The sequence below is a fragment of the Streptomyces asiaticus genome (assembly GCF_018138715.1).
GTDB classification, from domain to species: Bacteria; Actinomycetota; Actinomycetes; order Streptomycetales; family Streptomycetaceae; genus Streptomyces; species Streptomyces asiaticus.
In genome coordinates this window covers 621,395-647,866 of sequence record NZ_JAGSHX010000001.1, presented here as the reverse complement: position 1 = coordinate 647,866, position 26,472 = coordinate 621,395, and the positions used below count along the sequence as shown (strand labels likewise).

The window sequence follows — 26,472 nt, the reverse complement described above, 5'->3', positions numbered from 1 at the left end:
GCTGATGCCGGATCGGCGATATGGCCGGAACGCGGCCCCGGGCAGATCCCCAGGGGCTCGGAAAGAACCAGGAGAGCGGACGCACGTCGCCACCATCACAGAACACCCTTGTCCAGGATGTGATGAGTGACTTCCACCTTCCCCGTGTCATCGGGACCCGGGTGAAGCTGGTTGGCGAGGCGGAGAGCCCAACGGTGAGAAGCCGGTTCGGAGCTTGAAACGCCGTATTCGGCCCGCGCGGACAGGAGATGGCCCGGAGCCCGGCGTGGCGGATCGGGGTCAGGCGGGAGTGGCGGATCCGGGTCAGGCGGGGGTGGCGGGAACCCGGAAGTAATGGCCCTTGTCGAGGTCTTCGAGGAGGCCGGGGTGGGCCGGCCGCCAATCCAGCAGTTCGCGGGTCAGGGCGTTCGACGCCGCGATGTCCTGGCCGAGGAAGCCGCCGAGCCAGGCGAAGTGCTCGGCCGCGGCCTCGGGGGCCACGGAGGTCACCGGTACCTCGAGATGACGGCCGATCACCTCGGCGATGTCCCGGATCGGCACACCCTCTTCCGCGACGCCGTGCAGCACCGAGCCCGCCGGGGCCTTCTCGACCGCCAGGCGGAACAGCTGCGCGGCGTCGAGGCGGTGGACGGCCGGCCAGCGGTTGGCGCCGTCGCCGATGTGGCCGGAGACACCCTTGGCCCGGGCGATGGCGACCAGGGCCGCCATAAAGCCGTTGTCCCCGTCACCGTGGCAGGTCGGGGACAGTCGCACCACGGACGAGCGCACACCGCGCGAGGCGAGTGCGAGCACCGCCTGGGCGGTGGCCGACCGGACCGAGACCGACGAACCGTCGATCGTGGGCGTGTCCCGCTCGGTCGCCACCCGCCCGGGCGCGAGACCGACCAGACCGGAGGCGAGGACGAAGGGGCGATCGGTGCCGGAGAGCGCGTCGCCGAGGGTGTCGACGGCGCGGCGGTCGGCCTCGGCGGCGCCCTGGAAGTCGCCGGTGAAGGCGATGTCGTGCTTGAAAGCGAGATGGATCACGCCGTCCGCCGCGGCAGCGGTGCTCCCCAGGACGTCGAGGTCGTCAATGGTGCCGCGGACCACGTCCACCCCGGCGGCGGTGAGGGCGGCGGCGGAGGTGTCGGAGCGGGCGAGCCCGACAACCTGGTGCCCCGAGCCGATGAGCTCGGGAACGACGGCGGAGCCGATCCAACCGGACGCACCGGTCACGAAGACGCGCATAAGAGATGCCCCAAATCATTGATGTCAGTGACTGCCATCAGACTCTAGCACCTGATGTCAGCGACTGTCATCGCGGTAGGATCCGAGCATGGGTAGATGGGAGCCGAACGCGCGCGGACGCCTGGCGAAGGCGGCGTTGGAGCTCTATGGCGAGCTCGGCTACGAACAGACCACGGTGGCGGAGATCGCCAAACGGGCCGGCCTCACCGAGCGGACCTTCTTCCGGCACTACGCCGACAAGCGCGAGGTGTTGTTCGACGGATCGGGCGCGTTGCAGGAGCTGTTCGCGACCGCGGTCGCCGAGGCGCCGAAGTCCGTGGCGCCGATCGACGCGATGATGGCGGGGCTCGAGGCGATCTCCACGGCGTTCGAGGGGCAGCGCGAGCGCGCCCGGCAGCGCCAGGCCGTCATCGTGGCGAACGCGGAACTCCAGGAGCGCGAGCTGATCAAGCTCGCCTCGATGGCAACCGCGCTCGCCGACGCCCTGCGCCGACGCGGTGTCGAGGAGCCGGCCGCGAGCCTGACCGCCGAGGTGGGGGTCGCCGTCTTCAAGGTCGGTTTCACGCTCTGGCTCACGGCACCGGAGGAACGTGAGATGTCGCAGTTGATGCGGGAATCGCTGGACGGACTCAAGGCCGTGACCGCGCGCGGCTAGGCAGTTTCGGCCACACGCCGCGTCACGGTCCGCGTGTAGTGCTTCCACCAGTTGTCTCGACAAAACGGATGCGGCGGTTCGGTGCCCTGCGCGCCTGCACCGAGCAGCTCGTCGCCGAGCGTCGGGCCCGCCCCCGCGACGACCTGATGTCGGCGATGATCCAGGCCCGGGACGAGGAGGACCGGCTCACCGACACCGAGCTGATCGACATGGTCGTCGGCCTGCTGCTGGCCGGGTTCGAAGCGATCACCACTCAGATTCCGAACTGCGTCTACGTCTGACGCGGGGCGACCGTGCGCTCTGGAACCGGCTGCGCGCGAATCCGGCCGAGCTGCCGGGACTGCGGGCGCTGCTCACCAGGGGCCCGGAGCTGACCGTCCGCGACATCACGTGGAAGGAACGGCCGCACATCCGGGGGCCGGAGGCGATGCGCGTGACCTGGCAGGGTGGCCCGGAATGACCGCCACCGGCACCGGGGGTCCACCGACGGCCGGCCGAGCGGCACCACGCACGGCAGGCGCTGCCGAGCCATCGTTCGGTCCTGCCGAACGATGGCTCGGCAAACCCCAGTTGATGAACCCCTCGGGTTGGCCCGAGTATGGCAGTGTGACCAAGGCCGGTCTCGCCCGCCGCGGCGGACCTGGATCGCGCGGCTGGGGCCGCAAGGCGAGATCGACCTCGACCGGGCGGCGAGCCCGCGCGCGATCCTCGACGACGCCGTCGCGCGCATCGGTGCGGACCCCGTGCGCTGGGCGATCGAGCTGAATTCCCGTGGTCTTGCGGCGGATCGTCGGCGAGGTGCCGGTCCTCGGCGACAGTCCGGCCGCGGTCGAGATGCTCCGCCGGGGCAATGAAGCGACCACCCTGCGGGCGCTGTTCACTCTGGCGGAAGGCCCGGCAGCCGCCCCGCCCACCGATGAGGCGATCCTGGAGGGCATCCGCGAGTTCGTTCACCGGGCCTTACCGCTCGAGCGGGTGTTGCACGGCGTCCGGGTCGGGCACGCGGCAACCACCGAGGCGTTCCTGCGGGCCTGTGCCGAGTTGGTCGGCCCGGAGGGATGCGGTCGACGAGGTCACGGCGGTCTCCCGCGAGCTGTTCTCCTACGTCGATGAGCTTTCCGACACCATGATCCGCACCTATCTCGTGGAGCACGAGGTGTGGAGCACCAGCGCGGCCGCGGCACGGGCCGATCTCGTGGGTTCCCTGCTGAGCGATGCCGCGGCGATGGACGTCGACGAGGCGTCGCGTGCCCTCGGCTACAACCTGCGGCGGACCCACGAGGCGGTGGTGGTGTGGTCGGACTCGCCGAAGGGCGGCCCCGCGCTCCAGGCGGCGAAGATCGAGGTGCTACGGGCCCGTGGCGCCACCACGACGCCGGTCACTGTTCGTCCGCGGCGACGCCGCCCAGCTGACCGAGCTGGTCACCAGGGTCGACGGGTCGACGACGGTCGGCTCCGGCTCCACATCGCCGCCCGCCGCCCGGTGGCCGAGTCGAGTGCGGTGCATGAGGACGCCGCCGCCGGGCGGCTGCCCGGGAAGACCGTCCTGACCGCTCCCTGACCCCCCGGCCGGAACGCACTCATTTGTGCCCGGCAACTCATGGATGACCGGCATTCGCCGCGACGCTCGGCTCGCGCCGTCCAGCGGTGCCGGGGCACATCAGAAAGGCCCATGGCCGCATAGCGGATAGCGATGGGACTGCACACGGGGTCTTGACGCCACGAGGCGGTGTGTACGGGTGATTACGGGAATTTGACCGCCCGCAACGGCACATGACGCACCGCTACGTGTGCGTGTCGTGTTGATGTCAAGCCTTGCCGCCCGCACCCGGCCCGGCGAATCCTCGACGAGCCGGAAGCGTGACCGTGCGCTTCCCGCGAACCGCGCAAGGCCCACAACCAGCAGAGCGCGCACGCACCACGGCGCGCCACCGACCGAGGAGGAACCCCTCGCGATGGCAGTGATGCGTACCACCAAGCGGCGGATCGCCGCGGGAATCGCCGCCGCGGCGGCCGTCGGAGCGGCCACGGTGCTCCCCGCCCACGCCGCCCCGGCCGAAGGCACGGTCCTGAACGCCGGGGCCGCGGAAGCGGTCCCGGGCAGCTACATCGTCACCCTGAAGAAGACGGCCGACTTCAAGGCGTCCTCCGCCCGGGGCAAGGACCTCATATCCGGATACGGCGGCGAGGTGAAGCGGACCTTCACCACCGCGCTGAACGGCTACGCGGCGAAGCTCGCGCCCGCCGAGGCCAGGAGACTCGCCGCCGATCCGGCGGTCGCCTCCGTCGAGCAGGACCAGAAGGTCCACGCCGACGCGACCCAGACCGACGCACCCTGGGGTCTGGACCGGGTCGACCAGTCCAACCTGCCGCTGAGCGGCACGTACACCTACCCCGACAGTGCCGGCAGCGGGGTGACCGTCTACGTCCTCGACACCGGTGTGCGGATCACCCACGCGCAGATCAGCGGCCGGGCGTCGTACGGCTACGACTTCGTGGACAACGACACCACGGCACAGGACGGCTACGGCCACGGCACGCACGTCGCCACGACCGTCGCCGGCACCACCTACGGCGTGGCCAAGAAGGCGAAGATCGTGGCGGTCCGGGTGCTCGGCAATGACGGGTCCGGCACCACGGCCGGTGTCATCGCGGGCGTGGACTGGATCACCGCCAACCACTCCGGCCCGTCCGTCGCCAATGTGTCGCTGGGCGGCGGCGCCAGTACCTCCCTCGACAACGCGGTGACCAAGTCGATCGCGTCCGGGGTGACCTACTCCATCGCGGCCGGCAATTCCAACGCCAACGCCGCGAACTACTCCCCCGCCCGGGTGCCGACCGCCGTCACCGTCGGCGCCACCACCAACACCGACGCGCGGGCGAGCTACTCCAACTACGGCTCGACCGTGGACCTCTTCGCCCCGGGCTCGAACATCACGGCCGGCTGGAACACCTCCGACACCGCCACCTACACGGGCTCCGGGACTTCCTTCGCCGCCCCGCATGTCTCGGGCGCCGCGGCGATCTACCTCTCGGGCCACACCACCGCGTCCCCGTCCGAGGTGGGCAGCGCGCTGGTGAACGGGGCCACGTCAGGGGCGCTCTCCGGCATCGGTTCGGGCTCGCCCAACAAGCTGCTCAAGATCCTGCAGTGACACCCTGATCGGCGCACCCGCCGCCCGCCGGGTCCCACCCGGCGGGCGGCACTCCGCTGTCCGGCGGTGCGATGTTTCCCACGCGGATCGGCCGTGTCGCCACGCCGGTGCCGCCGCGGGAGGTGATGAAACGGACCAGACTGTCAACTGACCGATCACCACGGCCCGCACCGGGCCTCACTCAGGCGGAGCCATGACTCTTCACGAATCCCTGCTCGACGCTGTCGGCGGCACCCCGCTGGTCAGACTCACCAGGATCGCCTCCGGGGTGCCCGCCCCCGTCTACGCCAAGGTGGAGTTCTTCAACCCCGCCGGCAGCGTCAAGGACCGGGCGGCGCTGGGCATGGTCCTGGCGGCGGAGAAGTCCGGGGCACTGGCGCCCGGCGGCGTCATCGTCGAGGGGACCTCCGGCAACACCGGGATGGCGCTGGCCATGATCGCCGCTCAGCGGGGCTACGGGTCGATCGTCGTCGTTCCGGACCGTACGAGCCCCGAGAAGATCAAGACACTCAAGGCGTACGGCGCCGAGGTGGTCGTCACCACGGGGGCGCTCCCGCGTGAGCATCCGGAGCACGTGCGCAACGTCGCCGCGCGCCTGGCGGCGCGGACACCTGGCGCCTGGTACGCCAACCAGTACGACAACCCGGCCAATCCGGAGGCCCACCGGACCACGACCGGCCCGGAGATCTGGGCCGAGACCGGCGGCCGGGTCACCCACTTCGTCGTCGGCGTCGGCACGGGCGGGACGGTCACCGGGACCGGCGGCTTCCTCAAGGAGGCCAGCGGCGGCGTGGTCCGGGTGATCGGCGCCGATCCGCTGACGTCCACGTACTCGGGCGGCGACGGAAGTCCGTACTACGTGGAGAGCATCGGCCACTACCTCCACCCGCAGACCGCGGAGGACGAGTACCCGGAGTCGTACGACCCGTCGGTGGTGGACCGGTTCGAGCGGATCGGAGACCGTGAGTCGATCACGACGGTGCGCAGACTGGCCCGCGAGGAGGGCATCCTCGCGGGCGGCTCGGCGGGCACGGCGGTGGCCGCGGCCCTGCGGGTGGCCGCCACCCTCACCCCGGACGACCTGGTGGTGGTCCTGCTCCCGGACTCGGGCCGGGGATATCTGTCGAAGTACTTCGACGACGACTGGCTGCGACGCTTCGGCTTCCTGGAGGACCTCTCGGACACGCCGACGGTCGCCGACGTCCTGGGCGACCGCCCGGACCCCCTCACCGCCCTTCCGTCCACGGCCACGGTGGCCGACGCGCTCACCGCCGCCGGAGCGCTCGTACCGGTGCGTCTCCCCCGCTCCGGCGGCAACGCGACGACCGATGTGTCCGAGGTCATCGGCGCCGTCCGGCCCGATGCGCTCCGCGCCCAGGTGGCCGGGGATCCCTCAGTGTCCGCCACCCCGCTCCGCGACCATCTCCTCCCCTCGCCCCCGGCCGTGGGCATCGGCGAACCCGTCGACGAGGCCGCCGCCCGGCTCGCCCCGGACACCGGCACCGCCTGGGTCCTCGTCGACGGCCGGGTGTCCGGCACCGTCACCCACGACGCCCTGCGCCAGGCCACCGGCCACGTCCCCCCTGCCCGCGACGCGGAATCGGGATGCACATGATTGCAATGGCGCGGCAACACAACGCTGTTGACGAACCATGCCCGATACACCGACCATCGGTCGGAAGGAACGCTCGAGCAGTCGGCGGAGCCATCCGCGGAGGGACGAGGGGAGCCGCGATGCAGCGCCGTCAGCCGGTGTACGCAGACGACGCGGCCCTGGCTCCGTTCCGCGGCTCGCGATGGTCCGTGCGCCTCCACGTGGATCTGCGGCGCGTCTCCAGCGCCATCTGTCACGCCTGACGCCTCGGACCGCTCGCACACCGATCGCGGTCGGCGCCGCGCTTCCGCGCGCTCATCCCCGCACACGTCGTGAACTCCTCCCCGGCTTCCCCCTGGCCGCACCATCCCACGGCCGTACCCACGGCCATGACACACGGGAGACCACAGCATGCCCGTCCCCGCTGAGAACACGCTCACCGTCCGGCCCGTCGCGGGCCACATCGGCGCCGACATATCCGGTGTCGACCTCTCCCGGCCGCTGTCGGCCGAGGAGGCCCGGCAGATCCGGGCCGCCCTGCTGCGCTGGAAGGTCGTCTTCTTCCGCGGTCAGAACGTCGATCACGCCGCACAGATCGCCTTCGCCCGCCACTTCGGTGAGCTGACCTACGCCCACCCGCACGACGACACCCCGCCCGAGGGCTTCCCGGAGATCTTCACCATCGATCCGAAACGCTATGAGCAGCGGTACAAGGACGGTTTCGCACGGCAGCGGACCCGGCGCAAGTACAGCTACTTCGGCGGCTGGCACACCGATGTCACCCCCGCCGTCAACCCGCCGGCCGCATCGATCCTGCGCGCGGAGACCGTCCCCGAGTACGGCGGTGACACCACCTGGACCAACACCGTCGCGGCGTACGAAGGGCTGTCGGCCCCGGTGCGCGCCTTCATCGACGGGCTGCGCGCCGAACACCGCTACGGCGCCGACGAGCCGCCCGTGGGCGACAGCGGATACGCCCGCCGGGTCAACGACAATCTGCTGGTCGCCCACCATCCCGTGGTGCGTGTCCACCCGGAGACCGGTGAACGGGCGCTGTTCGTGTCCCCCGGTTTCGTCAGTCACATCCTGGACGTGACCCCTCGCGAGAGCCGCGCACTGCTGCAGTTGCTCTACGAGCAGTTGACCCGGCCCGAGTACACGGTGCGTTTCCGCTGGGAACCGGGCAGCGTGGCGTTCTGGGACAACCGCGCCACCGCCCACCTCGCCCCGAACGACCTGGACCACCTCGACGTGGCGCGACGGCTGCACCGCGTCACGCTGATCGGCGACGTCCCGGTGGGGCCGGACGGACGCGAGTCCGAACTGATCTCGGGCAAGCCATTCGCGGCGGACCACCGGGTCGCGGTCAGTACCTGAGCCGCACGGCAGCGTCCGCGGCCAGCACCTCACACCGGATCAGCACGTCGACGCCGTAGGCGTCTTCGCGGAGCCCTTCGACCACCCGACCGCGGTGAAGGACCCCGCCAATCCACTGGTCTATCCGTACAACGTCCAGCGGACCGGCAAGGCCAGCACCTGGCACATCGGCGGGCTGTGGCGGCAGCCGGTCTTCGCGATCGAGTCGCTGACCTACGAAGTCGTGCCCCAGCTGGGCGGCCACACCCTGTGGGCAGATGGTCGAGCAGCAGTGCGTCCGGAGATCAGGCGCTTCGGACGCGGCGCACGAGCAGGTACATCTCGCAACCGAGGCAGTAGTCGAAGGCCGCGTTGAGGAAGGCCGCCGCGAGGGCAAGAGCGGTCGCGGCCAGGCCCAGCCAGTGCGCGCCGGTGAGATGGCCGACGGTGCCGAGCAGGCCGAAGACGGCGCCGACACCCTGGGCGAAGCGGGGCGGCCGGGCGTCCTCCAGCTCACCGGGCGCAGGGAGCCTGGGCCGAACCGCGACTCGGTACAGCCAGCCATACGGGGAGTACCGCAGGCCGCCGAACGCACCGAGCGCGAAGACCACGGTCTGCGCGGCGAGGAGGGCGCCGCTGCCGGTGATCAGCACCGCGGACAGGACGAGTGTGGTGAGCGCGGCGGCGAACCGGGGGCCGCGCGGATCGATCTGCATGAGGAGGACTCCGGAAGGGCGGGAACGGCGATGACCGGTGCGGGTGTCAGCGACAACGGGATGCCGTGGCCCGGCACAGGTCGACCACGCGGCGGCTGGTCAGCCGCGGCGAACGGGTGAAGTCCATGGCGGTCATGGTAGGCGAAGGACAGCCGGGGGGCGATGGCCGGTTGTCATCGAAGGGACCGGGTGGGTGCAGACTGGTGGCATGACCGGCTTGGTGGTGTGTGCGGCGGTGCTCATTCTGGCGAGCGTCGTCGGAGTGGCGCGTGCGGTGTCCGGCGGGAGGTTCCGGGCGCGGCCCCGGGATGGCGCGGTGCGCCTGTCGGCGGTGGAGCTCGGGACCGAGCTGGGCGACCGGGCGACCCTGGTTCAGTTCTCCACCGCCTTCTGCGGCCCCTGCCGGGTGACGCGGCGTCTGCTGGCGGAGATCTCCGGGACGGTGCCGGGAGCGACGCATATCGAGATCGACGCGGAGGACCGGCTCGAGCTGGCCAAGCGGCTGGGGATCCTGCGGACACCCACCGTGCTGGTGCTCGACCGGGCCGGCCGGGTCGTCGGCAGGGCGTCCGGGCAGCCCCGGCGCGCGGAGGTGATGGCGGCGATCGACAAGGCGACCGGCGCCACCGCCGCCTCGCCGTAATCGAGCCAAGGGGCGCGGCCGGCGCGCGTCAGTCGAACGTGGTGAGCTGGCGCGCGCCGAGCGCGTGAAGTTCTCGAAGTCCACGGCGGTGTCGGCCGGCATGATGGTGAACCCGTCAGCCGTGCCCCCGCGGAACCAGTCCTCGAAGTCGTCGGCGACCTGTGTCGCGGAGCCGACCAGGAGCCGATGGCCCGCTCCCCCGGCCGAGCGCCGTTTCATGACTGCCGGATTTCCTTCCAGGGACATGGTGGTGACGCGCGTTGCCGGACAAGGGCGACGCAGAGGCCCACGGGGACATGAGACGGCGACGAGGCCGATCACTACGAGCACGTCCGCGACGGGCCGCGCACCAACCATCGCGGGGCCACGGCCGTCCTCATCGCACCGGGTGGCGCCGGGCCAAGGCCGTAAAAGGCTCGTTGACATTCTGAACGCTCACGCAGAGACTCGATCACATGTATGAGGTCCTGCTCCTGACCAGCGAGCGTTGTGTTGACCTCGTTCGCGTGTCCAGCGCGCAGTGTTGATCCTCCGTCCGCTCCGCCACGCCGCCGCAGCCCTCCGAACGTGAACCAACGCTCCGTTCACGTTCCGCCGCGTTCCCCCTGACCCGCGGGCCCTTCACAGACGGCGGCGCCGGACTCGACCGGGCCACCGCCCTCTGCCCCTCACCCTCCATGACCGGCCCGGCTCGTGTCGTGCCCACAAGCCAAGCAGCGATCGGAACCATCATGAGCCTGGAATTTCTCTCGTACATACCCAACGCCGTCGAACCGGGCCATCGTGGTGACGACACGACGTCCGGCTGGGGGTCCATCGAGTACTCGACCGACCTTGCCCGGCTGGCGGAGGACCACGGTTGGAGCGGGGCGCTGCTCGGCACCGGATGGGGGCGCCCGGACACCTTCACCGTCGCCACCGCGCTGGCCGCTCGGACCACGACGTTCGAACCCCTGATCGCGATCCGTCCCGGCTACTGGCACCCGGCGAACTTCGCCAGTGCGGCGGCCACGCTCGACCAGCTCAGCCCGGCGTGGCGGTGGGTGATGGTGGTGATGAGCAGCTCGTCCGCGCCGGTGGCTTCCTGGAGTTGTTCGAGCTGGTCGGCGACGCGCGCGGGTGAGCCGACGAACTGGGTGTCCACCCGGTCGGCGACCAGCTCCCGGTCCGCGTCGGACCAGTGGTGGGCACGGGCCTGTTCGGGGGTGGGGAAGGGAATGGCGCCCTCGGCGGTACGGATGCTGCGGACCCACAGTCCGTAGCCGGTGGCGCGTTCGCGGGCGGTCGCGTCGTCCTCGGCGACCACGACATCGGCGGAGACACTGACGTACGGCTTGTCGAGCACATCGGACGGCTGGAACGCGGCGCGGTACGCCTCGGTGGCCTCCAGGACGGTGGCCGGGCTGACGTGGTAGTTGGCGGCGAAGCGCAATCCGCCCCGGCCCGCGACCTGGGCGCTCTGCCCGCCGCTGCTGCCGAGGATCCACACCTGCACATCGGCGCCTTCGCCGGGGATCGCGTGTGCTTCGACGCCGTCGGCGGAGCGGTAGTCGCCGCGCAGAAGGGCGAGGATGTCGTCGATCTGTTCGCCGTAGTCCTGCGCTTCCGCGCCCGGCTGCTGGAGGAGCCGCCGCTGGAGCGCGATACGTGGCGACCCGAGCAGTCTCTGGAAGGAGAACTTGGGTGGGATGCGCAGGCCGTTCGGCGTGTGTCCGTCGATGACGGGTGTCGTGGTGGGCGGTGCGTCGTCGGTGCGCTCGGTGGGGCGTCCGCCGGAGCGGCCGAGCCCGAGGTCAAGCCGTCCGGGGTGCAGGGCGTCGACCAGGCCGAACTCCTCGACCGTGGACAGGGCGGTGCGGTGGCCGAGCTGTACGGCCCCGGAGCCGAGGCGGATCGTGGAGGTGGCGGAGGCGGTCAGGGCCAGGACGACGGCGGGCGAGGTCCCGGCCACGCCCGGGTTGAGATGGTGTTCGGCGAACCAGTAGCGCGCATAGCCGAACCGCTCCGTCCGCCGGGCGAGATCGATGCTGTTGCGCAGTGCCTCGGTGGCGGTGGAGCCGGAGGAGATGGGCACGAGGTCGAGGACTGCGAGGGGGATGCCGGACACGGTCGGAGTTCTCCTCAGCGGTCGGCGGACAGGGAGGCGGGTTCGGGCGTGCCGAGCACCGGGGCCCAGTCGAATGGCGGATCCGGGATGTCACGTCGCAGTACGGGCGCGATGTCGGACTGGAAGAGTTCAAGCGAGGCGCGGTGCTGGGCGTCGGTGAGCCCGCCCGCGTCCGCGTGCAGGTGCAGCACGGTGTGTCCGAACCGCTCGTGGTAGCGGTGCACCTTCTCGATCACCTGCTGGGGGCTGCCGATCAGAGCCGAGCTGCGCTCGACGAAGTCCTCCAGGGTCGAGAACACCGGTTCCATGCCGAGCTGCTTCTGGAAGGCGAGACGGCCTTCGAACACCGGGCGGTAGGCGGCGATGGCCTCCTGTGAGGTGCGGGCCGCGTAGTAGCCCGCCGTCCCGGCGCCGACCACGGCGCGCGCGGGGTCGTGGCCGTATGCCTCCCAGCGCTCCCGGTAGTGGCGGATCAGCTCGGCGTACGGCTCGACGGGGTGGGTGACGTTGGCCGAGAACAACGGGTCGCCGTAGCGGGCGGCGAGGTCGACCGACTCCCGGCTGGTGGCGCTGCCGTGCCAGACCCGGACGGGCCGCTGGAGAGGTCTCGGCCACACCTCGGCGTCGGTCAGCGCGGGTCGGAAGCGCGGTGCAGCGGTCACCTTGTCCTGCCGCCAGATGCGGCGGAACAGCTCGTAGCCTTCGGCATTGCGGTCCCACTGGTCCTCGGGGGTGACCTGGAACAGCTCGCGCTGGGCGGTCCCGTTGCCCTTGCCGATGATCAGCTCGAGGCGACCGGCCGAGAGGTGGTCCAGGGTGGCGTAGTCCTCGTAGGCGCGCACCGGATCGAGCAGGCTGAGGGTGGTCACCGCGGTGAACAGCCGGATCCGCGAGGTGAGTGCGGCGAGGTGGCTGAGCACGACCGGTGGCGAGGAGGAGATGAACGGCCGCTCGTGGCGTTCGCCGACGCCGAAGCCGTCGAAGCCGAGCTCCTCCGCCAGCAGCGCGTTGTCGATCACCTCGCGGAAACGCTCACCGGTCGGCTTCTGGATCCCGGTCACCGGGTCCGGGGCGTGCACGATGAGGGTGATGGCCAGGAACTTCATGACGCGGCCCGGTCCTGGTGCACCTCGGTGCCGGGGTGGGCCAGGCCGAGGTGGTCGCGCAGGGTCGTGCCCTCGTACTCGGTGCGGAACACACCGCGCTCCTGGAGCAGCGGGACGACGGTGTCCGCGAAGACGTCCAGCCCGCCGGGGGTGATGTGCGGTACGAGGATGAAGCCGTCACTGGCGTCGGCCTGGACGAAGGAGTTGATGGTCTCGGCGACCGTGGCCGGGGAGCCGATGAACGACTGGCGGCTGCCCGTCTCGATGACCAGGTCGCGGATGGACCACTTGTTCGCCGCCGCCAGCTCCCGCCACTCCCGGGCGACGGCCAGCGGATCGCGGTACATCCGCACCTGGGCGCGGCCGCGGGCGATGGTGTGCTCGCCGGGGTCGGGGTCGATGTCGGGGAGCGGGCCGTCCGGATCGTACGCGGACAGGTCGCGGTTCCAGACGAACTCCAGGTGCTTGATCGCGGTGGCGCCGCTGACCTGTTGGCGGCGTACCTCGTGGGCCAGCTCCCGCGCCTCGGCGTCGGTGTCGCCGAGGACGAAGGTGGCGGCGGGCAGGATCAGCAGCTGGTCGTGGGTGCGGCCGTGCCGGGCGAGGCGGCCCTTGACGTCCGTGTAGAACGCCTGCCCCTCCTTGAAGGTGCTGTACCGGCTGAAGATGGCGTCGGCGCCGGCCGCGGCGAACTCCCGGCCTTCCTCGGAGTCACCGGCCTGGAAGATCACGGGGCGGCCCTGTGGGCTGCGCGGGACGTTGAACTGCCCGGCGATGTCGAAGTGCTGTCCCTGATGGGCGAAGGCTCCGGCCCGCGCGTCGCCGAGGAAGGTGCCGGATGCCTGGTCGGCAACGATCTCGTCGCCCCGCCAGGAGTCGAACAGCTCGGTGGCGGTGGCCAGGAACTCCTTGGCCCGGGAATACCGTTCGTCCTGCGGAAGGAAGCCGCCGCGGCGGAAGTTCTCCCCGGTGAAGGCGTCCCACGAGGTGACGACGTTCCACGCGGCGCGCCCGCCCGACAGGTGGTCGAGGCTGGCGAACTGGCGGGCCACCTCGTAGGGCTCGTTGAAGGTGGAGTTGATGGTGCCGGTGAGGCCGAGACGGTCGGTGACGGCGGCGAGCGCGGACAGGACGGTGAAGGTGTCCGGCCGCCCCACCACGTCCAAGTCGTAGATCTTGCCGCCCTGTTCGCGCAGCCGCAGCCCCTCGGCGAGGAACAGGAAGTCGAACTTGGCGCGCTCGGCGGTGCGCGCGAAGTGGGCGAACGAGCTGAACTCGATATGGCTGCCCGCCTCCGGATCGCTCCACACCGTGGTGTTGTTGACACCGGGGAAGTGTGCCGCCAAGTGGATCTGCTTGAGCGGTGTGCTCATGGTCGGTGGTCCCTCCGGCTCAGACGGTGGCGTAGCGGTTGGCGGGGCGGGCGAGGCCCAGCAGCCCGCGCAGGGTGTCGGCCTCGTAGGACCGGCGGAAGGCGTCACGGCGCTGGAGTTCGGGCACCAGGCCGCGGGTGATCGCCTCGAGGTCGTGGCCGATCACACCGGGGCGCAGCCGGAAGCCCGACAATCCGGTCCGCTGCCAGCTCAGAAGCAGATCCGCGAGCTGTGCGGGGGTACCGGTGAACACCTTGGCGTCGCTGGTGTACGGGTAGCCCGCGAGGGTGTCCAGGCGCTCCAGCCGGGCGGCCGCGGCGCCCGGTTCCTCGTCGAGGAACACCACCAGGTCGCCGAAGAGGTGCACGGACTCCTCGGCGCGGCCCGCCGCGGCCTGGGCGGCGCGGATCTCGGCGACGGTGGCACGGGCCTGGTCCGTGTCGTGCGGCGTGATGTAGCCGATGTCGGTGGAGGTTGCCACCAGCCGGTAGGGCACGCTCTGATGGGCCAGGGCGCTGACGACCGGCTGTCCCTGGGGTGGCCTGGGGGTGATCGAGGGGCCCTTGACGCTGAAGTGCCTGCCCTCGAAGTCGATGTAGTGCAGCTTGTCGCGGTCGATGAAGCGCCCGGTGGCGACGTCCCGGATCTCGGCGTCGTCCTCCCAGCTGTCCCAGAGGCGGCGTACCACCTCGATGTAGTCGGTGGCCTCCTCGAAGAGCTCGGCGGTCAGCTCCCGGACCACCGGGGTGTCCAGATCCTCGGGGCCGAAGCGGGGAATGGTGCGGCGGCCGAAGTGTTCCGCCTCGTGGCTCCGCCTGGACACCCGGAGCCGCAGCCCGGCGCGGCCGGTGCTGACGTAGTCCAGGGTGGCGATCGCCTTGGAGATGTGGAACGGCTCGGTGTGGGTGGCGACGACGGTCGGCACCAGCCCGATGTGCCGGGTCAGCGGTGCGACCCGGGAGGCGATGAGCACCGCGTCCAGCCGCCCGCGCACCTGGTCGGTGCGGCCGTCGGGCTCGGTGCGGTGCGTGGACTGGAGCGAGAGCCCGTCCTCGAAGGTCACGAAGTCGAGCAGACCGCGTTCGGCCTCGGTGACGACATCGGTCCAGTACGCGGCGTCGAACAGCTCCTTGGGCCGGGCGTGCGGCTCGCGCCACGCGGCCGGATGCCAGCCCGCCCCGTCGAGAGCGACGGCGAGGTGCAAGGGGGTGGTTGAGGACTCGGACACGAAGGGTGCCTCCCTGGTCGGCCATGGGTGATCACCGCGCCTCATCGGGAGGGCGCGGTGTCCTTGCGGTGATCAGGTCAGCGGCGACAGAGCGCGCCGGCCACGCGCAGCAGGTCGATGTGGTGCCGGGAGTACAGGCGAACACCCTCACGGAGGGCCGGAGCCGGCGCGGGCGGGCAGGTCATCGGCCGCGACACCATCGCCTCCCGTTCCCGTGTCCGACGGGCCTTCGGGCCCTGGCTGATATCTCGGAACGCTACGTGAGGCCGGTGACCTCACGCAATCGTCAACTCGGACGAAGCCGCGGCATATTCCCCGGCGCCCATGGGTAACCCGACAAAAGTGTGGGCGACCTCGCTGACGCGCGGCACCCCTATGACGGGATCGGTGGAGATGTTCCGGACTGACGACACGTGGGCATGGGCCCGTCGGCATCCGCGCCCGACGCACCCGCTCCGTACTCGCTCCCTGACCAGGCGGCTCCACATCGACCTGCTGCGGATCTCCAGCTCCTACCGCCCAGCAGGCCCTCAGCCGCTCTGATCGCGACCGTTCGGAGGGCGCGGCCATCGCTTCAGGGGCCCGGGACGCATTCGGCCACCGGCCCCTCCACCGTCCAGCCTCCGGGCCTCGAGCCGCCTGGGGCATCGCCACGCGCCTGGAGCGTCATGCCCGAGACGAACGCACTCCGTTCACGTCACGAAACGTCCCTCGTCCCATCCGCATCGCCCCACCGCATCCGCAGCCGCATCGGGACCGACCTCGCCGGTGGCTTCTATCCGGCACCGCACCGGTATGAGGTGTATCTGTCACCGCGCTGCCCGCGTTCGCTGCGCGTCGCGATCACCCGCGCCCTGCTGCGGCTCAGCGACTCCGTCGCCACCACGCTCGTCGAGTGCCCGGCCGCCACGGACGACGCGACCGCGTCCCTGCGCAGGGCCTACGAGGCCACCTGGCACCACTACGACGGGCCGCTGGCCGTGCCGGCGCTGTGCGACCGGTGGACGGCGCGCTCCAGGCGGCGTACTTCATCATCGCGGTGCGCGCCGCCGGGCTGGCCGCCGGGCCGATGAGCCGTCGCCCAGCCGGCTGAAGGGGGCCGGGTGCGCCGGTGTCCGTTCGCCCGCCGCGCAGGGCGGATACCGTCAGCGCGACCGCCACCACACCCGCACAGGTGAGGCTCGCGTGCCAGTAGGCCGACCGGTGGTGGGCGGTCCCCCTCGCCGCGGTGTGCAGATAGACACCCGAGATGGCCGAGACGCCCACGGCGGCCGCGATGCGCTGCGACATCTGCAGGATCCCTCCGGCCACCCCGGCGGCCTCCCGCGGGGCGTGGCGCAGCACCAGCGCCTGGTTCGGTGAGACGGTCAGCCCGGAAGCGGCGCCCGCGCAGAACTGGGTCAGCGCGAGGATCACCGGCAGGGTGGGGGCCGGGGCGCGCAGCGCGGCGAGGCCGCTCACCAGGAAGGAGCACCCGCCCAGGGCGAGTCCGAGCGTCACCGTGTGCCGGCCGATGCGCCGCACCATGCGCCAGGCCAGTGCGGACGAGATGCCCATCGCCATCGCCGAGGGCAGGGTGACCACGGCGGCGGCCGCGGCGGGCAGCCCGAGCCCGTCCTGGAGGAACATCGTGAGCACCAGTGATCCGGCGATCGAGGCGCCGAACTGCGCCATCGCCACGGCCGTGCCCAGCGCGAACGGCGGGGACTTCACGAGCGCGGGATGGAGCAGCGGGCGGCCTCCCGAGCGGCTGAATCGGCGCTGCCAGAGCGGTATGAGTCCGGCCACGACGCAACCGGCGGCCACCCAGGCCGCCACTGCCGCCCCGTTCGACGGGATCTGGATGAACGGCACCATCACCACCAGCGCCAGGGTCCCGACCAGTGCGATGCCGACCGGATCCAGTTCGGTGTGGTCGGCGTTCGGCCGGGGCGCGGGCAGATGGCGTACGGCGAGCACCAGCGTGGCAAGACCGAAGGGGACGGTCAGCAGGAGGGTGAGCCGCCAGCCGAGATCCGGCCCGGCGGCCGCGATCAGCGCCCCGCCCAGGGGTGGGCCGAGCGCGGCCGCCACTCCGCTGGTCACCGCGTACAGCCCCAGGGCACGGGCCCGGTCCTGGCCGCTGAACACGTCCTGGATGGTGCCGATGACCTGGGAGTTGACCAGGCCGGCCCCCGCGCCCTGGAGCAGTCGTGCCGCGATGACCGTCCACGGGTGGGTGGAGACGGCGGCCACCACACCGACCGCGGTGAACGTCGCGAGACCGGCGAGGAAGAGCTTCTTGCGCCCGTGCACATCGCCGAGGCGGCCACCGGGAACGAGCATGAGGCCGAAGGACAGGGAGTACCCGGCCACGATCCACTGCAGTTCGGTGGCGCTCGCTCCCAGAGAGGTGCGCAGCACCGGTATCGCGATGTTGAGCACGGAGTTGTCGAGCAGGGTGGTCGTTCCGGCGGCCATACAGACGGCGATCACCCGGCGGCGGCCGGTGTCGAAGCGGGTGGCGGCCGTCATGCCCGGCTCCGGCCGAGGTCGTGGGAGAAGACGGCGGTCTTCACCGGTCGGTGCCGGTTCTCGCGCTCCTCGCGGGCGTACTGACGGACGAAGCCGAGTCGCTGGTAGACGCGCTGGGAGACGGCGTTGTCCCACCCCGTGTCCAGGACCAGGGCGCGCATGCCCCAGGACCGGGCGCGCCCGAGGCCCTCGGTGAGCAGCGCACCGCCGGCTCCGCGACCACGGTGTTCGGGCAGCACGGCCAGCAGGCGCAGTTCCGCCTCGTCGGGCAGGGCGAGGCGGGCGTAGACGGTGCCGGGGCGCAGCAGACTGGCGGTGCCGATCAGTGTGCCGCTCGGTTCGTCCACGGCCACCAGCAGATCTCCGGCGGCGGCGCGGCCGGGCGTGTCGCGCAGCAGGGCCAGCCGTTCGGGGCGGGGTGCGCTGTTGCGGCTGCGGAAGCCGTCCACGGTGAGGGCCGCGACCCGTTCGTGCTCGTGGGCGCGGGCGGTGCGGACGCGGATGTCGCTCATCGGACCGAGGCCGGGGCGTGCCCGAGGCCGAGGTGATCGCGCAGGGTGGTGCCGTGGTACTCCGAGCGGAACACCCCGCGTTCCTGGAGTTCGGGAATCACGGTGTCGACGAACTCGTCCAGCCCGGTGGGGGTGAGGTGCCCGGAGATGATGAACCCGTCGCAGGCGTCGCTCTGCACATGGGTGTTGATCTCCTCGGCGACCTGAGCCGGTGTGCCGACGAAGGCGTGGCGGCCGGTCAGCTCGATGACCAGGCCGCGGATGCTCAGCCGCTTCGCCTCGGCGACCTGACGCCAGTGGCGTGCCAGCGCGAGGGGGTCGTGGTGGTGGCGTGCCCGGCCGCGGGTGACGCCGACACCATCGGCGAGTGGTTCGACGTCGGGCAGTGGTCCGTCGGGGTCGTAGCCGGACAGGTCGCGCCCCCATACCTGTTCGAGCTGTGCGATCGCTCCCTGCGGGGAGACCTGCTGGAGGCGGATGTGGCGGGCGCGCTCACGCGCCTCCTCCGCGGTGTCACCCAGTACGAAGGTGGCCTGGGGCAGTATCTTCAGATCTCCGGGAGCACGGCCGTACGCGGCGAGCCGGCCCTTGACGTCGGCGTAGAAGGTCTGGCCCGCCGCCAGTTCGGCGTGGATGGTGTAGATCGCGTCGGCGGTCGCGGCGGCGAACTCCCGGCCGTCGCCGGAGTTTCCGGCCTGGATCAGCACCGGGTGGCCCTGGGGGCCGCGCGGCACCGTCGGACGCGCGGTGATGTCGAACTGCGGGCCCCGGTGGCGTACTTGTGCGATGGCCCCGTCCTTGACGAAGACCCCGTCGGCACGGCCGGCGACCACCGCGTCCGGGGCCCAGGCATCCCACAGTTCCCGGGCGGCCTCGATGAACTCCGCGGCGCGGGTGTACCGGTCGGCGTGGTCCAGGAAGCCGCCGCGGCGGAAGTTCGCGCCGGTGAAGGCGTCCGAGGAGGTGACCACGTTCCATGCGGCGCGCCCGCCGGAGAGGTGGTCCAGCGTCGCGAACTGCCGGGCGAGTTCGAAGGGTTCGTTGAAGGTGACGTTGACGGTCCCGGCCAGGCCGATGTGGTCGGTGACGGCCGCCAGCGCGCTCAGCACCGGCAGGGTGTCGGGTCTGCCGACCACGTCCAGGTCGAAGATCTCCCCGCGGTGCTCGCGCAGCCGGAGCCCCTCGGCGAGGAAGAAGAAGTCGAACTTTCCACGCTCCGCGGTCCGCGCGAGATGGCGGAAGGAGGAGAAGTCGATCTGGCTGCCCGAGCGTGGATCGCTCCAGACGGTGTGGTTGTTCACCCCGGGGAAGGCCGCCCCCAGGTGCACCTGCTTGGCGGGTCGGCTCATGCCGGGCTCCCGGTGATGACGAGACGGATGTCGGGGCGGATTCGGGGGCGGATACGGTTCACGACGCCCGCAGCTCCTGCCCCGGGAGCGAGGCCAGCAGCTCGCGTGTGTACGGATGGCTCGGCGCCTCGAAGACCTCGTCGACATCGCCCCGCTCCACGACCCGGCCGTCCTTGAACACCAGTACGCGGTCGGTGAGATGGTGCACCACACCCAGGTCGTGCGAGATGAACAGCAGGGAGGTGCCCAGTTCGGCCCGCAGGTCCGCGATCAGGTCGAGCACCTGGGCCTGGATGAGGACGTCCAGGGCGGACACCGGCTCATCGCACACGATGATCTCCGGCTCGCCCATCAGCGCCCGCGCGATCGCCACCCGCTGGCGCTGGCCGCCGGACAGCGACCGGGGCCGGCGGCCGAGGTGATCGGCGTTCAGACCCACCCGTTCCAGGGCGGTGACGGCCAGGTCGCGCCGCCGGTCGCGGGAATCCTCCCCGTGGATGTTCTCCGCCAGCACCTGGCCGACCGTCCAGCGCGGGTCGAAGGAGCTCAGCGGATCCTGCGGTACGTACGGGACCAGCCGGCGCGAGGACCTGCGCTCCCGCTCGGTCAGCGCACTCCACGGACGGCCGTGCAGCCGCACCTCGCCGGAGTCCGGCCGGGTGAGGGCGAGCACGATGTCGGCGCAGGTGGTCTTGCCCGAGCCGGACTCCCCGACGATGCCCAGCGCCTCCCCCCGGTGCAGCCGGAAGGACACGTCGTCCAGCGCGGTGAACCGCTGCCGGCCGCCCTTACCGCCCCGGCCGCGCACCGCGTAGGTCTTGGTCAGGCTCCTCGCCTCCAGGACCACGTCGTCGCCGGGCCCGGACGGAAGGCGGCGCACGGTGGCGGGCGCTGTGGCGGCCGCCGGGGTGGCCGGGCGGTCGCCGGTCAGCCGGGCACCGCGCGAGGCGGCCGTGGGGATCGCCGCCAGCAGTCGCCGGGTGTAGCGAGCGCTGGGGTGCCGCAGCACCTCGCGCGCCGGCCCGTCCTCCACCACCCGGCCGCGCTCCATGACCAGGACGCGGTCGGCGATGTCCGCGACGACGGCCAGGTCATGGCTGATCAGCAGCAGTCCGCTGCCGTCGGCCACCCGCTCCGCGAGCACCTGGACGATCTGCCGCCGCACGGTCACGTCCAGTGCCGTGGTCGGCTCGTCGGCGATGATCAGCCGCGGTTCGGCGGCGATCGCGGAGGCGATCAGCGCGCGCTGCCGCAACCCCCCGGACAGTTCGTGGGGATACGCGCCGATCCGCCGCTCGGGGTCCGGCATGCCCACCGCGCGCAGGGTGTCAAGCACCCGGTCCCGCACCCGGCCGCGCGGCTCCAGCCGATGGTGGCGGATGGCCTCGCCCGCCTCCTGGCCCACGGTGCGCAGTGGATCGAGCGACACCAGCGCGTCCTGTAGGACCAGCCCCGCGAACCGGCCGCGCACGGCCCGCCAGTCCCGCTGGGAGAAGCCGAGCGCGTCCCGGCCGTCCACCCGCAGGGCGGTGGCCGCGGGGATCGCCTCCCGGCCGTTCAGCCCGACGAGGGACCGGGCGGTGACGCTCTTGCCGGAGCCGGACTCCCCGACGATCGCCACGCACTCGCCGGGGTGGACGGCGAAGGAGACGTCCTCCACGGCCCGTACGGTCCCCGTACGGCCGCGGAAGGCGACGCTGAGCAAGTCCACCTCGACGAGCGGCCGATGCGCCGCCGCGTCATGTGCGGTCATGGGGTCCTGCCTTCCAGGAGGAGTTGCAGCCTGCGGCCGACGACGGTGAAGGCGATCACCGTCAGGGTCATCGCCAGGCCCGGGAAGAGCCCGGCCCACCAGGCGGTACGGAGGATGTCGCGGCCCTCGGCGAGCATCACGCCCCACTCGGGGACCGGGGGCTGCGGTCCGAGGCCGAGGAAGCTCAGCCCGGAGACGGCCACGATCGAGGTGCCGATGTCGATGGTGGCGATGACGGGGACGGCGACCAGGACGTTGGGGGCGATGTGGCGCGCCAGGATCCAGCCGCGGCCGCGGCCCTGGACGACGGCGTGGGTGACGTATCCGGCGTCCTTCACCGACCGGGTCCGTGCACGGATCACCCGGGCGAACTTCGGTACGCCCGAAATGCCGATCGCCACCGCGATGTTGAAGACGCCGGGCCCGGTGAAGACCACCACGAGCATCGCCAGCAGCACACCCGGAAACGCGGAGACCACATCGAGCACCCGCGCCACGGCCTCGTCGGCCGCCCGGCCGGACAGCCCGGCGAGAACACCGGTCAGCAGGCCGAGGACCAGGCTGATGAGCATGGCGGCCACCCCGAGCAGCAGGGAGTAGCGCGCCCCGTGCACCACCCGGGTGAACACGTCCCGGCCCAGCAGGTCGGTGCCGAACCAGTGCCGTGCACTGGGCGCCTGTAGGGATTCGGCCATCGAGGAGCGCAGCGGGTCGACGTCGCCGAAGAGACCGGGGAAGACGGCGGCGAGCAGGGTCAGGGCGATGAGCGCGGCGCACAGGGCGGTGCCGGTGTGGCGCAGCGGGCCAAGACGTGTGGTCATCGGGTCCTCAGCCTCGGGTCGATGAGCAGGTTGACGACATCGACGAACGTGGAGATCACCACGTACGCGAAGGCGGCGAGCAGGACGACGGCGAGCACGACCGGAACGTCCTTGTTGGTCACGGCGGTCAGCGTGACGGCGCCGAGCCCCGGCCGGCCGAAGACGGTCTCGGTGATGACGGCGCCGCCGAGCAGGGAGCCGATCGTCCAGCCGCCCAGGTTGATCACCGGCGCCAGGGCGTGCTTGAGGGCGTGGCGCAGCCGCACCAGTGTCTCGCCGACACCTCGCGCGCGAATTGTGGTGATGAACGGCTGCTCCAGCGTGGCCTCCAGGGACTCGCGGAGCACCTGCGACAGCAGCCCGGCCATCGGCAGCCCGAGGGTGACGGCGGGCAGCACCAGCGAGGCCACACCGCTGTCGGCGGTCAGCGGGAACCAGCCCAGGCCGAAGGAGAACACCATCAGCAGCAGAATCCCGAGCCAGTACACCGGCATGGAGGTGGCGACGAGTTCGGCCACGGAGGCGAGCGCGCGCAGCGGACGGGCCCGGCCCGCCGTGCCGACGGCCACGGCCAGTGCGAGGCCGATGGCCACTCCGGCGGCCGCCAGGGTGAGCTGGACCGTCGGCCACAGCTGGCCGCCGACGACGGAGGCGACCGGCTGCCGCATCGCGTACGAGGTGCCGAGGTCGCCGTGGAGCAGCCGCCACAGATAGTCGAGGTACTGCACGACCGGCGGCCGGTCCAGGCCCCATTCCGCGGCGACCGCCTCCTGGGCGCCCGGATAGGTCTGGTCGCCCACCAGGATGTCCTCGATCTTCCCCGGCATGGTGTGCAGCACCACGTACGCGGCGGTGGCGGCGGCCCACATCACACCGATGCCGGTGGCGACGCGCGCGGCGGCCCGGCACAGGGCCACGACGGCGCTCGCTCGGGTCCCCGTGTCGGCGGTGGGCTCCACCGCGGCGGTGGCGGCGCTCATCGGCCGACCCGTATCGCGTAGTTGTTGGCGGGCGAGTCGAGCTGGGTCTCGAAGCCGAGGCCGTGGACCTCGTCGGTGGCGGCGATCTGGTAGTGCGGGGCGAACAGCGGCACGATGTACGCCCGGTCCACGGCGCGCCGCTGGATCCTCGCCAGCAGCGGGCGCCGCTTGTCCAGGTCGGTGGTGGCCAGGGCCCGGTTGATCATGGCGTCGAGCTTTCTGTCGTAGCCGCGGACGTTGCCGTAGAGGAACTCGGTGCTGCCGAGGACCTGTCGCAGCTCCATGCCCGCGTCCAGCGGGTTGAGCGTGTTCGGGTAGATGGTCCAGTTGCCGTGGGCCTTCTGGTCGGTGAACTCCCCGGCCGTGTTGATCTTCAGGTCGAGGTCGAGTCCGATGTTCTGCCGCAGCTCGGCCTGGAGCGCCTCGATCAGCACATCGCGGTTGTCGCGCACATACGGCTGGGGGTAGCCGACCTCCAGGGTGAGCCGCTTGCCGTGCTTGGTGCGGTAGCCCTCGCTGTCGCGTCCGGTCCATCCGGCCTCGTCCAGCAGCCGGTTGGCCTTCTCGGGGTCGTTGCCCCAGTTCCCCTTCAGCGAGGCGTCGTAGTCGGAGTTGTCGGGCCCGATGTCGGACCAGGCGCGGGGCACGGTGCCCCGGTAGACGGCCTTCACGACCGCGTCCAGGTCGGCGCCGTCGCGCAGCGCCCGCCGCACCCGGATGTCGGCGCCCGGGCCCCGGGTGTAATTGACGTTGAGGGTGAAGGAGGTCTGCCGGGAGGGGCCGGTGAGGTACTGGAAGCCCTTGACGCCCTTGAACAGCGGTACGTCCAGGGGCTGTACGCCCTCGATCGCGTCGACCTGACCGGAGGAGAGCGCCCCCGCGCGGGTGGAGTACTCGGGCAGGAAGCGGTAGGTGACGGTGTTCAGGTACGCCGGACCTCGGTGCTTGGAGTAGCCGGGCGGCCAGTGGTAGCGGGGGTTCTTGGCGAGGCGCACGGACTGGCCACGGGTGTAGCCGTCGACGGTGAACGGGCCGGTGCCGACGAGCGACCGGCTCGCCTCGCACAGTGTGTCGCCCTTCTTCAGCGAGGCGGGCGAGAGGAAGCCCAGCTTGACGCTGGAGAACGACTCCAGGAGCGAGGAGTCGGGCTTCTTCAGCTCGATCCGCAGCGTGCGCGGGTCGGGGGTGGTGCTGCGCTTGTAGTCGACGAGCAGGCTGGCGGCGTCCGTGGCGTTCGCCGGGTCGGCGACGTAGTCGAGGTTGGCCTTCGCGGCCTTCGCGTCGAAGCGGGTGCCATCGCTGAACGTCACATCGTCGCGGAGCCGGAAGGTGTAGACGGTGCCGCCCTTGGAGATCTTCCAGCGCGTGGTCAGCCAGGGCGCGAAGGTGCCGTCCGGCTTCTTCGAGATGAGTGAGTCGACGTAGTTGCGGATGATGATGAACGCGTTCTGCTGGGTGGAGCGGTGCGGGTCGAAGCACTGCGGCTCGGTGGTGACACCCCAGGTCAGGGAGGTGCCGGAGGACAAGGTGCGGGATCCGGCACCGGACGGGGCGCATCCGGCAAGCAGAAGCGCGGCGATCAGGACGGCGGCGAGCGGCCGGAGGTCACGCATGGCTCCCCCGCTCCGCACCGCCGGTGGCGGGCAGCCGTTTGGCGAAGCAGACGCTGTACGGGTCGCGGGAGTAGGGCGGATAGGGCGGGATGCGGTACCAGCCCTCGCGTACGTAGAGGGCGGCGGCCTCCGGCTGCCGGACGCCCGTCTGCGACATCAGTTCCGCCACACCCCGTTCGACCGCGGCCGCCTCGACGGCGGCCAGCGCCGCCACGGCCAGCCCGCGGCCGCGGCGGTCGGCACGGACGAAGACGCGCTTGATCTCCCACCGGTCACCGGGCAGCGCGCGCAGCGAGGCGGTGGCGACGGGTTCGCCGGAGCCGGTGAAGGCGACCCAGGTGACGGCCACTTCGTCGGCGGTGGGCGGCGGCGGCAGATGCGGGCGCGGCCCGAAGGCGGCATAGCGGGGTTTGATCTCCGCGTCCATCAGCGCCCGCAGCTCGGCGGCCGCCGGGTCGTCCCAGCCGAGTGCCGCCCAGCGGACGGGCCCGCCCGGGACGGGCGCGGCGGCGGGGGTGACGGCAGGGGTTGGCGTATGGGTCATCGGGCCGTCTCCGGGTGCAGTGCCTCGGCGAGCCGGCCGACCGCCGTGGCGATGTCGTGCTCGGCCACGGCGCCGATGCCGAGGCGGATGTGGACCGGGGAGCCGCTGCCGCCGGGCGGGGAGAAGTGGCTGCCGACCCCGAAGTCGGTGCCGAGCGTGTGGGCGCGGGCCCGCGCCGCGTGCAGATCCGGAGCGTCGTCCAGCACCTTCGCCCACACGAACAGCCCGCCCTCCGGCGGTACGGCCTCGACACGGCCCGGGAGCGCCGCGCCGAGCGCCTCGTGGAGGGCGCGTGCCCTGCGCCCGTACAGCGCCCGCGCGTCGGCGGTGATGCGGTCGAAGCGACCGGGCGTGGTCAGGAGCGCGGTGGCGATGGCCTGGGTGAGGGTCGAGGGGTGCTGGTCCTGGTTGGCGCGCAGCCGCGCCACCGCCGGGAGCAGCCAGGGCGGGCCGACGATCCAGCCCAGGCGCAGACCGGGCCCGAGGGTCTTGGAGAAGCTGTTGACGCGGACCACCCGGTCGCTGCCGGTGCTGAGCTGGGGTACGTGGCCGCCGGAGTACCGCAGTTCGCGGTACGGGCTGTCGGCGACGACCGTGAAGCCGTAGCGCTCGGCGAGTTCGACGAGCCGGACGCGGGCGGGGGCGGGAAGCGTGGCACCGGTGGGGTTGTGGAAGTCGGGCACGGTGTAGAGGACCTTGGGGCGGGCGCCGCCTTCGAGCGCCGCCGCGAGGGCGTCGACGTCCAGGCCGTCCGGCCCGGTGGGGACCGGCAGATACGTGACATGGGACCGGCCGAGGACGCGCAGCGCGAGCGGGTAGACCGGGTCCTCGACGGCGACCAGGTCGCCGGGGTCGAGCAGCGCGTCGAAGACCAGCGAGAGCGAGTGGAGTGCCCCGTTGGTGACGAGCACCCGCTCCGCGGCGACCCCTTCGTGGCGGCCGATCCACTCGCGCAGCTCCGGTGTCCCCTCCACGCCGGAGTACTGGAACGCGGTGGCCGCGGACGGACCGCCGAACACCCCGGCCGCGGCCTCGGCCAGCTCCTTGACGGGAAGCGCCCCGTCGGCGGGGGTGCCGCTGGTGAGCGGGAGGAAGCCGGGGACTCCGGTCGGGGGCGGATCGCCGAAGCCGCCCAGGGCGGTGGTATCGGCACCGCGGCGGGAGAGGGCCATGAGGTGTGTCTCCAAAAGACAGGTGAGTGTTTCGGTGGGGGCCGGAGCGCCGGT

The 26,472-nt window shown here is 71.7% G+C and carries 23 protein-coding genes and 4 pseudogenes; 11 read left to right on the top strand and 16 right to left on the bottom strand.

Annotated features, from left to right (window positions below):
* Nucleotides 1-303: 303 nt before the first annotated feature.
* Nucleotides 304-1,227 carry an SDR family oxidoreductase gene (locus KHP12_RS02425; protein WP_211831327.1) on the bottom strand — a complete coding sequence of 308 codons (924 nt, stop codon included), beginning with the start codon at nucleotides 1,225-1,227 and terminating at the stop codon, nucleotides 304-306.
* An 88-nt stretch (nucleotides 1,228-1,315) separates the two neighbouring features.
* On the opposite strand from KHP12_RS02425, the gene KHP12_RS02420 reads away from it, so the two are divergent.
* The 8 genes and pseudogenes from KHP12_RS02420 to KHP12_RS02385 all read left to right on the top strand — a co-directional run.
* The gene (locus tag KHP12_RS02420) at nucleotides 1,316-1,882 is read left to right on the top strand and encodes a TetR/AcrR family transcriptional regulator (protein WP_086881980.1); all 567 of its coding nucleotides are present in this window, start codon (nucleotides 1,316-1,318) and stop codon (nucleotides 1,880-1,882) included.
* Nucleotides 1,883-1,950: 68 nt separating this feature from the next.
* Entirely contained in the window at nucleotides 1,951-2,163 is a 213-nt protein-coding gene (locus KHP12_RS02415) for a hypothetical protein (RefSeq protein WP_086881981.1), read from the top strand.
* Between the two features lie 553 nt (nucleotides 2,164-2,716).
* Nucleotides 2,717-2,995 (top strand): RsbRD N-terminal domain-containing protein, encoded by a 279-nt coding sequence (locus KHP12_RS53895; RefSeq protein WP_472911735.1) that lies wholly within the window; start codon nucleotides 2,717-2,719, stop codon nucleotides 2,993-2,995.
* On the top strand, nucleotides 2,916-3,443 hold the full coding sequence (locus tag KHP12_RS50410; RefSeq protein ID WP_246643070.1) for a hypothetical protein: 528 nt from the start codon (nucleotides 2,916-2,918) through the stop codon (nucleotides 3,441-3,443). Before KHP12_RS53895 ends, KHP12_RS50410 begins: the two co-directional genes overlap by 80 nt.
* Before the next feature lie 394 nt (nucleotides 3,444-3,837).
* On the top strand, nucleotides 3,838-5,037 hold the full coding sequence (locus KHP12_RS02400; protein WP_211831326.1) for a S8 family peptidase: 1,200 nt from the start codon (nucleotides 3,838-3,840) through the stop codon (nucleotides 5,035-5,037).
* A gap of 193 nt (nucleotides 5,038-5,230) precedes the next feature.
* Nucleotides 5,231-6,652 (top strand): pyridoxal-phosphate dependent enzyme, encoded by a 1,422-nt coding sequence (locus KHP12_RS02395; protein WP_086881983.1) that lies wholly within the window; start codon nucleotides 5,231-5,233, stop codon nucleotides 6,650-6,652.
* Nucleotides 6,653-7,042: 390 nt separating this feature from the next.
* Nucleotides 7,043-8,008 (top strand): TauD/TfdA dioxygenase family protein, encoded by a 966-nt coding sequence (locus tag KHP12_RS02390; RefSeq protein WP_086881984.1) that lies wholly within the window; start codon nucleotides 7,043-7,045, stop codon nucleotides 8,006-8,008.
* A gap of 25 nt (nucleotides 8,009-8,033) precedes the next feature.
* Nucleotides 8,034-8,363, top strand: a pseudogene (locus tag KHP12_RS02385) (hypothetical protein); the annotation flags it as partial.
* Here the strand turns inward: KHP12_RS02385 and KHP12_RS02380 are convergent.
* A complete protein-coding gene (locus KHP12_RS02380) occupies nucleotides 8,293-8,703 on the bottom strand; it encodes a DUF4395 domain-containing protein (protein WP_086881985.1) in 411 nt (136 codons plus the stop codon). The pseudogene KHP12_RS02385 and the gene KHP12_RS02380 overlap by 71 nt on opposite strands.
* A 208-nt stretch (nucleotides 8,704-8,911) precedes the next feature.
* Between KHP12_RS02380 and KHP12_RS02375 the strand changes: the two genes are divergently transcribed.
* Together KHP12_RS02375 and KHP12_RS02370 are read left to right on the top strand one after the other, a co-directional pair.
* Entirely contained in the window at nucleotides 8,912-9,346 is a 435-nt protein-coding gene (locus KHP12_RS02375; protein ID WP_086881986.1) for a thioredoxin family protein, read from the top strand.
* Nucleotides 9,347-10,023: 677 nt separating this feature from the next.
* Nucleotides 10,024-10,365 (top strand): annotated as a pseudogene (locus KHP12_RS02370) (LLM class flavin-dependent oxidoreductase); the annotation flags it as partial.
* Here KHP12_RS02370 and KHP12_RS02365 read toward each other — a convergent pair.
* The 5 genes from KHP12_RS02365 to KHP12_RS53175 form a co-directional block, all read right to left on the bottom strand.
* Nucleotides 10,320-11,453: an LLM class flavin-dependent oxidoreductase gene (locus KHP12_RS02365; RefSeq protein ID WP_086881987.1), complete on the bottom strand. Its 1,134-nt coding sequence runs from the start codon at nucleotides 11,451-11,453 to the stop codon at nucleotides 10,320-10,322. The pseudogene KHP12_RS02370 and the gene KHP12_RS02365 sit on opposite strands and share 46 nt — an antisense overlap.
* A 14-nt stretch (nucleotides 11,454-11,467) precedes the next feature.
* Nucleotides 11,468-12,559, bottom strand: coding sequence for an LLM class flavin-dependent oxidoreductase (locus KHP12_RS02360; protein WP_211831325.1), 1,092 nt, complete (start codon nucleotides 12,557-12,559; stop codon nucleotides 11,468-11,470).
* On the bottom strand, nucleotides 12,556-13,932 hold the full coding sequence (locus KHP12_RS02355) for an NtaA/DmoA family FMN-dependent monooxygenase (protein WP_211831324.1): 1,377 nt from the start codon (nucleotides 13,930-13,932) through the stop codon (nucleotides 12,556-12,558). The genes KHP12_RS02360 and KHP12_RS02355 overlap by 4 nt, the downstream gene beginning before the upstream one ends.
* Nucleotides 13,933-13,951: 19 nt before the next feature.
* Nucleotides 13,952-15,160, bottom strand: coding sequence for an LLM class flavin-dependent oxidoreductase (locus KHP12_RS02350; protein ID WP_308016612.1), 1,209 nt, complete (start codon nucleotides 15,158-15,160; stop codon nucleotides 13,952-13,954).
* A gap of 77 nt (nucleotides 15,161-15,237) precedes the next feature.
* Complete coding sequence (locus KHP12_RS53175) at nucleotides 15,238-15,345, bottom strand: putative leader peptide (RefSeq protein ID WP_344311742.1); 108 nt, start codon at nucleotides 15,343-15,345, stop codon at nucleotides 15,238-15,240.
* An 815-nt stretch (nucleotides 15,346-16,160) separates the two neighbouring features.
* Between KHP12_RS53175 and KHP12_RS02345 the strand changes: the two are divergent.
* Nucleotides 16,161-16,235, top strand: a pseudogene (locus KHP12_RS02345) (malonic semialdehyde reductase); the annotation flags it as partial.
* 17 nt (nucleotides 16,236-16,252) lie between these two features.
* On the opposite strand, the pseudogene KHP12_RS02340 reads toward KHP12_RS02345, so the two are convergent.
* From KHP12_RS02340 to KHP12_RS02300, 9 genes and pseudogenes are all read right to left on the bottom strand, one after another.
* Nucleotides 16,253-17,620, bottom strand: a pseudogene (locus KHP12_RS02340) (MFS transporter); the annotation flags it as partial.
* 50 nt (nucleotides 17,621-17,670) lie between these two features.
* Nucleotides 17,671-18,186, bottom strand: a complete 516-nt coding sequence (locus KHP12_RS02335; protein ID WP_086881991.1) for a GNAT family N-acetyltransferase — start codon at nucleotides 18,184-18,186, stop codon at nucleotides 17,671-17,673.
* Nucleotides 18,183-19,535 (bottom strand): NtaA/DmoA family FMN-dependent monooxygenase, encoded by a 1,353-nt coding sequence (locus tag KHP12_RS02330; protein WP_086881992.1) that lies wholly within the window; start codon nucleotides 19,533-19,535, stop codon nucleotides 18,183-18,185. The genes KHP12_RS02335 and KHP12_RS02330 overlap by 4 nt, the downstream gene beginning before the upstream one ends.
* Before the next feature lie 58 nt (nucleotides 19,536-19,593).
* On the bottom strand, nucleotides 19,594-21,288 hold the full coding sequence (locus KHP12_RS02325) for a dipeptide ABC transporter ATP-binding protein (RefSeq protein WP_086881993.1): 1,695 nt from the start codon (nucleotides 21,286-21,288) through the stop codon (nucleotides 19,594-19,596).
* The gene (locus KHP12_RS02320) at nucleotides 21,285-22,109 is read right to left on the bottom strand and encodes an ABC transporter permease (protein WP_086881994.1); all 825 of its coding nucleotides are present in this window, start codon (nucleotides 22,107-22,109) and stop codon (nucleotides 21,285-21,287) included. The genes KHP12_RS02325 and KHP12_RS02320 overlap by 4 nt, the downstream gene beginning before the upstream one ends.
* Complete coding sequence (locus tag KHP12_RS02315) at nucleotides 22,106-23,089, bottom strand: ABC transporter permease (RefSeq protein WP_086881995.1); 984 nt, start codon at nucleotides 23,087-23,089, stop codon at nucleotides 22,106-22,108. Before KHP12_RS02315 ends, KHP12_RS02320 begins: the two co-directional genes overlap by 4 nt.
* Nucleotides 23,086-24,702 carry an ABC transporter substrate-binding protein gene (locus tag KHP12_RS02310; RefSeq protein WP_086881996.1) on the bottom strand — a complete coding sequence of 539 codons (1,617 nt, stop codon included), beginning with the start codon at nucleotides 24,700-24,702 and terminating at the stop codon, nucleotides 23,086-23,088. The genes KHP12_RS02315 and KHP12_RS02310 overlap by 4 nt, the downstream gene beginning before the upstream one ends.
* Nucleotides 24,695-25,246, bottom strand: a complete 552-nt coding sequence (locus tag KHP12_RS02305) for a GNAT family N-acetyltransferase (RefSeq protein WP_211831322.1) — start codon at nucleotides 25,244-25,246, stop codon at nucleotides 24,695-24,697. The genes KHP12_RS02310 and KHP12_RS02305 overlap by 8 nt, the downstream gene beginning before the upstream one ends.
* Nucleotides 25,243-26,418, bottom strand: a complete 1,176-nt coding sequence (locus KHP12_RS02300; RefSeq protein WP_211831321.1) for an aminotransferase-like domain-containing protein — start codon at nucleotides 26,416-26,418, stop codon at nucleotides 25,243-25,245. The genes KHP12_RS02305 and KHP12_RS02300 overlap by 4 nt, the downstream gene beginning before the upstream one ends.
* Between the last annotated feature and the right edge of the window lie 54 nt (nucleotides 26,419-26,472).

What these genes read in the sequence shown, in the direction of transcription:
- KHP12_RS02425 (WP_211831327.1), bottom strand. Translation starts at nt 1,227, where the DNA reads ATGCGCGTCTTCGTGACCGGTGCGTCCGGTTGGATCGGCTCCGCCGTC.
- KHP12_RS02420 (WP_086881980.1), top strand. Translation starts at nt 1,316, where the DNA reads ATGGGTAGATGGGAGCCGAACGCGCGCGGACGCCTGGCGAAGGCGGCG.
- KHP12_RS02415 (WP_086881981.1), top strand. Translation starts at nt 1,951, where the DNA reads ATGCGGCGGTTCGGTGCCCTGCGCGCCTGCACCGAGCAGCTCGTCGCC.
- KHP12_RS53895 (WP_472911735.1), top strand. Translation starts at nt 2,717, where the DNA reads ATGCTCCGCCGGGGCAATGAAGCGACCACCCTGCGGGCGCTGTTCACT.
- KHP12_RS02400 (WP_211831326.1), top strand. Translation starts at nt 3,838, where the DNA reads ATGGCAGTGATGCGTACCACCAAGCGGCGGATCGCCGCGGGAATCGCC.
- KHP12_RS02395 (WP_086881983.1), top strand. Translation starts at nt 5,231, where the DNA reads ATGACTCTTCACGAATCCCTGCTCGACGCTGTCGGCGGCACCCCGCTG.
- KHP12_RS02390 (WP_086881984.1), top strand. Translation starts at nt 7,043, where the DNA reads ATGCCCGTCCCCGCTGAGAACACGCTCACCGTCCGGCCCGTCGCGGGC.
- KHP12_RS02380 (WP_086881985.1), bottom strand. Translation starts at nt 8,703, where the DNA reads ATGCAGATCGATCCGCGCGGCCCCCGGTTCGCCGCCGCGCTCACCACA.
- KHP12_RS02375 (WP_086881986.1), top strand. Translation starts at nt 8,912, where the DNA reads ATGACCGGCTTGGTGGTGTGTGCGGCGGTGCTCATTCTGGCGAGCGTC.
- KHP12_RS02360 (WP_211831325.1), bottom strand. Translation starts at nt 12,559, where the DNA reads ATGAAGTTCCTGGCCATCACCCTCATCGTGCACGCCCCGGACCCGGTG.
- KHP12_RS02355 (WP_211831324.1), bottom strand. Translation starts at nt 13,932, where the DNA reads ATGAGCACACCGCTCAAGCAGATCCACTTGGCGGCACACTTCCCCGGT.
- KHP12_RS53175 (WP_344311742.1), bottom strand. Translation starts at nt 15,345, where the DNA reads ATGACCTGCCCGCCCGCGCCGGCTCCGGCCCTCCGTGAGGGTGTTCGC.
- KHP12_RS02335 (WP_086881991.1), bottom strand. Translation starts at nt 18,186, where the DNA reads ATGAGCGACATCCGCGTCCGCACCGCCCGCGCCCACGAGCACGAACGG.
- KHP12_RS02330 (WP_086881992.1), bottom strand. Translation starts at nt 19,535, where the DNA reads ATGAGCCGACCCGCCAAGCAGGTGCACCTGGGGGCGGCCTTCCCCGGG.
- KHP12_RS02325 (WP_086881993.1), bottom strand. Translation starts at nt 21,288, where the DNA reads ATGACCGCACATGACGCGGCGGCGCATCGGCCGCTCGTCGAGGTGGAC.
- KHP12_RS02320 (WP_086881994.1), bottom strand. Translation starts at nt 22,109, where the DNA reads ATGACCACACGTCTTGGCCCGCTGCGCCACACCGGCACCGCCCTGTGC.
- KHP12_RS02315 (WP_086881995.1), bottom strand. Translation starts at nt 23,089, where the DNA reads ATGAGCGCCGCCACCGCCGCGGTGGAGCCCACCGCCGACACGGGGACC.
- KHP12_RS02310 (WP_086881996.1), bottom strand. Translation starts at nt 24,702, where the DNA reads ATGCGTGACCTCCGGCCGCTCGCCGCCGTCCTGATCGCCGCGCTTCTG.
- KHP12_RS02305 (WP_211831322.1), bottom strand. Translation starts at nt 25,246, where the DNA reads ATGACCCATACGCCAACCCCTGCCGTCACCCCCGCCGCCGCGCCCGTC.
- KHP12_RS02300 (WP_211831321.1), bottom strand. Translation starts at nt 26,418, where the DNA reads ATGGCCCTCTCCCGCCGCGGTGCCGATACCACCGCCCTGGGCGGCTTC.